We start from the raw sequence: 6,011 nt of genomic DNA, 5'->3' as shown, positions 1-6,011 counted from the left end.
GCGATCAGCTTGTAGTCGTTCATCATGACGAACGAGTGCTCGTAGTCGCCGAAGCGCGCGTCGGCCCAGCCGTCGTTGCCGATGAGTCCTGTGCCGGGAATAAGCTCGATCGGCTCCCCGCCGGTCAGATAGCGCAAATTCGGCCGCTCGCGGCAAAGCTGGCGCACCGCGTCGCGCACGCCGTGGATCGAGCCGCCGTAGAAATCGTGATTCCCGAGCACGAAGAAGATTGGCCGCCCGATGGCGTCGTCGAGCCGCGCGAGCCGAGGCACGACATCGGCGGCATCCGAGATATCGCCCGTCAACAGCACGGCATCCGGCCCCGCGGAACGCACCTGGCCGAGGAACTGTCTAACTTCCTCGGCTTCGAGAAAGTTCAAATGAATATCAGTGAGCCAGGCCAGAAGCATTACAGGGACGAGAGGGGAGGGGCGAGGGGCGAGGGATAGACGCCGACTTGCGGATTAAGAATGCATGGCCGCGAAATTGAATTCAACAGGACTATCGCCATAGGATTCGAGTTTCCCGTTTACGCTCCTCGTCGCCCCTCATCCTTCGTCCCTCGTCCCTAGAAATCCTTTCCGATGCACCATAGGGCCTTGTGGCCGCGGAGGTAAATGTGGCCGTCGGAAATGGCAGGTGAGGCAATCGTTTCGTCGTCGATTTCGTTCTCGGCGAGCTTTTCGAGATGCGAACCGGCGGAGGCGACGGTGCAAACGCCGCGCGTGTTGAGAAAATAGACGCGACCGTCGGCGGCGACCGGCGAGGCCTTGAAGTCTCCGCTCAGCCGCAACGTGTCATCGACTCGGCCGGAATGCGCGTCGAAGGCTCGGGCGACGCCATGATCCGTCACCGCGAACAAATGATCCTCCCACACGACGGGCGTGGAGCTGTCGGGGGTGCCCTGCTTGTAGTCCCACACGACGTCGCGGCGCGAGAGTTCGCCCTCGGAGCCGATCTTGACCGCCAGCAGCGGCCCGCTCTTCCCTTGCGTCACATACACGAGGCCGTCGGCGATCGTCGGGCCGGTGACGGTCCGCCCGCCAATGATGCCCGGCAGATACCAAAGCTGCTTGCCGGTGGCCGGGTCGTAGGCATCGACTTGATTGCCGCCCATCACGATCATCTGCGTTTGACCATTGACCTCGGTGAAGACAGGGGTCGTGTAGGCATCGCACTCCTCGGCCTTGGCGCCGGTCGCGCGGACCGTTCGCCACCGTTCGCGGCCCGAGAGCAGATCGTGAGCCACGATATAGCTCTCGACCGGCGGCTTGGCGATGTCGGCCAGCGAATCTTCCATGCAAACGGAGACCACATTCTTACCGAAAATCACAGGGCTATTGGCATGGCCCCACCAGACCGTGTAGTTGCCATAATCCTCTTGAAGATTGCGATGCCAAAGCTGATTGCCGTCGAAATCGTAGGCGGCCAGCTCGCCGTTGCCGAAATGGACGACCACCACTTTGCCGTTCGTCACGGGCGAGGGGCTGGCCAGGTTCTGCAAGTTATGGAACTTCTGCTCGCGGCGTTCGTCGGGGCCTTTCGGCTTGATCGGCGCCCGCTTGACGGTGCCGGTGCCGACGGTGCGCGTCCAGATGATCTTGCCCTTGGCCTTGTCGATACGCAGCAGCAGCAGATTGTCGTCGTGGTGCGAAGTGACGAAGATCGCATCGCCCCAGATGGCCGGCGTGCTGTCGCCCCACTCCGGCAGCTCGGTCTTCCACAGAATGCCGCGTTCTGAATTCCAATTGATCGGCAGATTCCGCTCGCGGCTCACCCCATTCCCTTCCGGCCCGCGCCATTGCGGCCAATCGGCGGCGCAGAGGGGTGCAGCGAGAGCGAATGAAAGAAGGACAATCGCGGCTCGCGAAGCCGCCGTGATGCCATGTTTCATAAAGGGCAGAGGTTTTGGGGATTTCGGTGCTTAAGTGACTGTTCGATTTGAATCTGAATGGCAGTCGTCATCAAGGCCAGCGCCTGCTCCTTGCTCGGACCATCGCCGCAGACGTCGATCTCCAAACAATGGGCGATCCAATCGCCGTCATCTCGATAGAGGACTACCCGGAGGGGAATACTTAGAGTTTTCATGAAGAACTAGCTCCGCACGTTTCTTCTATCATACAACGCAAGCTACAAGTGTTGAACCACGTGCAACTTTTGGTGGCGTCCTTGGATCGTGGCGGTCGCCGCTCCCACACGGCTAGCAACGCGGCTCGCCTCCCAAATCCTTCAGCCGTTTCAAGCAGGCGGGACAGAGCGGACCTGCCGGCTTCACATTCTTGCGATTCCCCGCCAGCCGCCGGTCGAGCCGTAGAAAGCGCAGGCAAATGATCGACGCGAGAGATTGCTCTGGCGTGAGTTCCTTGCGACAGAATTCGCAGTCGGGCCCTGTCATCGGATCGGGCTGAATTGGAAGCGTCGGTGTGGAGCGGGGGAGGCCATGCGGGCCATTCTAGCACAAGGCGCATAAAAAGACCGGCTGCCTTTTGGCGGCCGGTCTTGCGGCAATGTCGATTCAGCAAGTAGGAATGGCGGTTTCTGAGAACCCGGCAGGGTTCCAAGCCATTAGCCGGGGGTCGAGGCCGTCAGACTGATACCCCCGGTCAAGATTGATCGAAAACCGTAGCACCCCGAAAGGGTGCCAGAGCGCTGCGACCCCTGCCAGGGTCGGACCACTCGGCGCCGCTCGAAACCGGCGGTATCGGCCTGCGGCCTCGACCGCCGGCTAATGGCTGGCATCCTTCCAGGATGCGTTCGCGGAGGTCGATCATCCATCTCGCAAAAGACGCGAACCGTTTCGGTATTTGTCATTACGCTCCGATTTCGCCGTTCCAGGTCGAGAGGCCTACCCAAGCATTGCCGATCCGTTTCGACATTCGTCATTCCCGCCTACGGCCTTTCCAGCGGCGGAATGACCAGCACGGAGCAGGGAGCGTGCGTGAGGACCTTGATCGAGGTGCTGCCCATCAGCATCCGCTTCATGGCTCCGGAGACGGTGCGGCCGATGATCACGAGGTCGATCGATTCGCTGTCGATGAACTTCAGAATCTCCTCGGCCGGATGCCCTTCGATGACCAGGGGCGGCGTTTTTTGGAACGGCGCCGGGAGTTGCTGCTGATAGGCAGCCAGTTGATTTCGTCTCGATTCCAGTTCATGTTCATGCTTGCGAACCCAAGCCTGGGCCAGCACTTCGCTCTCGGCATCGCGGGCTTGCTGCTCGAGCCAATCCGGCAATGGACTGGCAAGCATCGTCTCGACGACAGCCGCCACGCATCCGCTCGCTTCCGCGGGCCAGGTGAATTCGCTCAGCACGTCGGCCTGCATTTCCGCGTTCGCCGAGTCGAAGCCCAATAGCAACTTGAGCGATGTACCATGCCTCAGCACGCCATGCCGCACGACGAGCACCGGCACGCCGGCGCCATGCACGACCGATTGCGACACGCTCCCTAGCAGCACGCGCTGAATCGGTCCGAGTCCGCGAGCGCCGACAACGATCAAATCGGCCCGCCATCGCTGCGCCGCGACCACGAGCCCGTGGTCCGGCCGCTGCACGCCGATGACCGTTTCTACTTTCGCGCGAAACCCTTCCGGCAAGTGTTCACGGGCTTTAGTCAAGAGGGCTTCGGCCAGCGCTTTTCGCAGCTCGGGCTTATCTGCTCCGAATTGCGGAAGCTCGGCTTGGGCGTAGTAGAAAGCAATCTGGTCTTTGGCCGGCGAAAGCAACTGACTCGCCAAGGCCGTCGCTTCGAAGCTACCAGAGGAACCGTCAACGCCGATGAGAACTTTCATTTTAGCGGTATCTTATGCGGCCAGCCGGCCTGTTCTTGCACATAGCGCGGCACGGCATAACCAGGGAGCCGAGCGCGGAGGCCTTCCATGAGTTCCAAGCCGCGGGCGATCGGCACCTCGAAATGCGCTGCCCCCGTGACTCGGTCAAGTTGATGTAAATAGTACGGCATCGCCCGCAGATCGACGAGCCGTTCCGACAGCGCGACCAGCGTTTCCAGATCGTCGTTCACTCCGCGGAGCAGCACCGACTGATTCAGCACCGGGATTCCTGCATCGACCAACCGGCCGACGGCGTCGGCGGCGGTTCCTTGCAGCTCGGCCGGATGATTGGCGTGAATCACTACGATCGGCGTTAAGCGAGTGCCGCGGAGCCAGTCTAACAGATCGTCGTTGATTCGCTCGGGGATCATGATCGGCAGCCGCGTATGAATCCGCAGCCGGGCAACGTGCGGAATCGCCGCGAGCCGTTCGGCCAACTCGGCGAGCAGCGGGTCAACAACGGTCAGCGGATCGCCGCCGCTCAGGATCACCTCGCGAATGCTCTCATCGGCGGCAACCACACGAATCGACTCGCTCCAAGCCGCGGCGGACGGGGGCGATTGCTCGTACGGAAAGTGCCGCCGAAAACAGTAGCGGCAATGTACGGCGCAGGCCCCAGTCGTCACCAGCAGCACGCGGCCGTGATACTTATGGAGCAATCCCGGCGCTTTCGCGGCGGCCAGGTCGCCGACCGGGTCGTCCGTAAAGCCGGCGGGAGAATACTCCTCCGCCTCAAGCGGAAGAATCTGTCGCAAGAGTGGATCGTGCGGATTGCCCGGCTCGATGCGCTCGATATAGCTCCGCGGGGCAAAGAGCGGAAACAACCGCGCTGCGCGAATCGCCGGCCGAACAAACTCGTCGGGCAGCCCCAACAGCCGACACAACTCCCGCGGATCCCGCACCGCCTCCTTCATTGCGTTTTGCCATGCGGACGGCGCTGGATGCTGCGAACGAGCAGGCGATTCGACGGCAGAGAGAATCATGTATCGTGATCTTCCGAAGCCCAATCGGACAGTGAAACAGTTCAACCGAAACGAGGGTTCATGAGGAACCCATGAAGCCAGGAAGGCAGACTGACGGATCCAAAACCCTCAATCTCCTGCATTCCTGGCCTCCTCATAAAAAACCGGTTTTGCCCCGCCGTCCGCACGAAGAACGCGGGTTGCCCGATGGGCCAATCTCCCGTAGCATAACGCTTTGCATCGGAAAACGAAGTAGCAAATCTCGGCTCTCACCATTCCCGCAGGAATCACCCGTGCCCAGCTATAACACAAGTCAATTCAAGAAAGGCCTGAAGGTCCAGCTCGACGGCGACCCGTATCTGATGGTCGAGTGCAATTTCGTAAAACCGGGCAAGGGGCAAGCGCTCTACAAGTGCAAGCTCAAGAATTTGGTCCGGCAGACGATGCTCGACCGCACGTATAAGAGCGGCGATTCGCTCGACGCCGCCGACATCGAAGAGATCGACGCTCAGTATCTTTACCGTCAGGGCGAGCATTTCGTGTTCATGGACAACGAGTCTTTCGAGCAATACGAGCTGAACAAGGAGCAGGTCGACGACACCTGGAAGTGGATCAAGGAGGGAACGGTCTGCAAGATGATGCTGTTCAACAACAATCCGATCAGCGTCGAGCCGCCGAACCATATGGTGCTCAAAGTCGAGTATTGCGAGCCGGCCGTGCGCGGCAACACCGCCACGAACCTCACGAAGCCCGTGAAACTCGAAACCGGGGCCGAGATCACCTGCCCCGCTTTCGTCGACATCGGCGACCTCATAAAGGTCGACACGCGAACGGGCGAATACATCGAGCGCTCGAGGGGCTGAGGCGATGAAATGACGAATGTCGAAGCACGAATGTCGAAAGAATGTCGAAGATCCGCCGCGGCGGGACTAAGCGCGAATGACTAATGAGTTTGCCGCAAACAATTCGTCATTCGGATTTCGTCATCCCTTAGACATTCGTCATTAGACATTCGTCATTGCCTCACTCCACGGTCCCGAATTGCTCGCGCTGCTCGCGGCGGTCGTAGTCGCGCAGAGCGTCGATTACCGGCTGGAGATTGCCGGCCAGGATGTTTTCGAGCTTGTAGAGCGACAGGTTGATGCGGTGATCGGTCAGGCGGTTTTCCGGGAAGTTGTAGGTGCGAATCTTCTGACTGCGGTCGCCGGAGCCGACAAGCGT

7 protein-coding genes are annotated in these 6,011 nt (G+C 60.5%); 1 reads left to right on the top strand and 6 read right to left on the bottom strand.

Annotated features, from left to right (window positions below; genetic code table 11):
- The 5 genes from VGY55_16240 to epmB form a co-directional block, all read right to left on the bottom strand.
- The coding region (locus VGY55_16240; GenBank protein HEV2971527.1) for a metallophosphoesterase at nucleotides 1–410 on the bottom strand (410 nt) is incomplete at its 3' end.
- Nucleotides 411–568: 158 nt separating this feature from the next.
- On the bottom strand, nucleotides 569–1,894 hold the full coding sequence (locus tag VGY55_16235) for a PQQ-binding-like beta-propeller repeat protein (GenBank protein HEV2971526.1): 1,326 nt from the start codon (nucleotides 1,892–1,894) through the stop codon (nucleotides 569–571).
- Nucleotides 1,891–2,088, bottom strand: coding sequence for a hypothetical protein (locus VGY55_16230; GenBank protein HEV2971525.1), 198 nt, complete (start codon nucleotides 2,086–2,088; stop codon nucleotides 1,891–1,893). The genes VGY55_16235 and VGY55_16230 overlap by 4 nt, the downstream gene beginning before the upstream one ends.
- Before the next feature lie 801 nt (nucleotides 2,089–2,889).
- On the bottom strand, nucleotides 2,890–3,789 hold the full coding sequence (locus VGY55_16225; protein ID HEV2971524.1) for a universal stress protein: 900 nt from the start codon (nucleotides 3,787–3,789) through the stop codon (nucleotides 2,890–2,892).
- Nucleotides 3,786–4,811, bottom strand: a complete 1,026-nt coding sequence (gene epmB, locus VGY55_16220; GenBank protein ID HEV2971523.1) for an EF-P beta-lysylation protein EpmB — start codon at nucleotides 4,809–4,811, stop codon at nucleotides 3,786–3,788. The genes VGY55_16225 and epmB overlap by 4 nt, the downstream gene beginning before the upstream one ends.
- Nucleotides 4,812–5,083: 272 nt before the next feature.
- Between epmB and efp the strand changes: the two genes are divergently transcribed.
- Nucleotides 5,084–5,653, top strand: coding sequence for an elongation factor P (gene efp, locus VGY55_16215; protein ID HEV2971522.1), 570 nt, complete (start codon nucleotides 5,084–5,086; stop codon nucleotides 5,651–5,653).
- Between the two features lie 160 nt (nucleotides 5,654–5,813).
- Here the strand turns inward: efp and prfA are convergent.
- On the bottom strand, nucleotides 5,814–6,011 hold a 198-nt coding region (gene prfA, locus VGY55_16210), incomplete at its 5' end, for a peptide chain release factor 1 (GenBank protein HEV2971521.1).

It is taken from the genome of Pirellulales bacterium (assembly GCA_035939775.1).
Lineage (GTDB): Bacteria > Planctomycetota > Planctomycetia > Pirellulales > DATAWG01 > DASZFO01.
The sequence above is the reverse complement of the archived record's forward strand: the minus strand, read 5'-3'. Positions and strand labels throughout refer to the sequence as shown.

Bases quoted from the DNA above. Each gene is read 5' to 3' on its own strand.
- VGY55_16225 (HEV2971524.1), bottom strand. From the start codon at position 3,789: ATGAAAGTTCTCATCGGCGTTGACGGTTCCTCTGGTAGCTTCGAAGCG.
- VGY55_16235 (HEV2971526.1), bottom strand. From the start codon at position 1,894: ATGAAACATGGCATCACGGCGGCTTCGCGAGCCGCGATTGTCCTTCTT.
- VGY55_16230 (HEV2971525.1), bottom strand. From the start codon at position 2,088: ATGAAAACTCTAAGTATTCCCCTCCGGGTAGTCCTCTATCGAGATGAC.
- epmB (HEV2971523.1), bottom strand. From the start codon at position 4,811: ATGATTCTCTCTGCCGTCGAATCGCCTGCTCGTTCGCAGCATCCAGCG.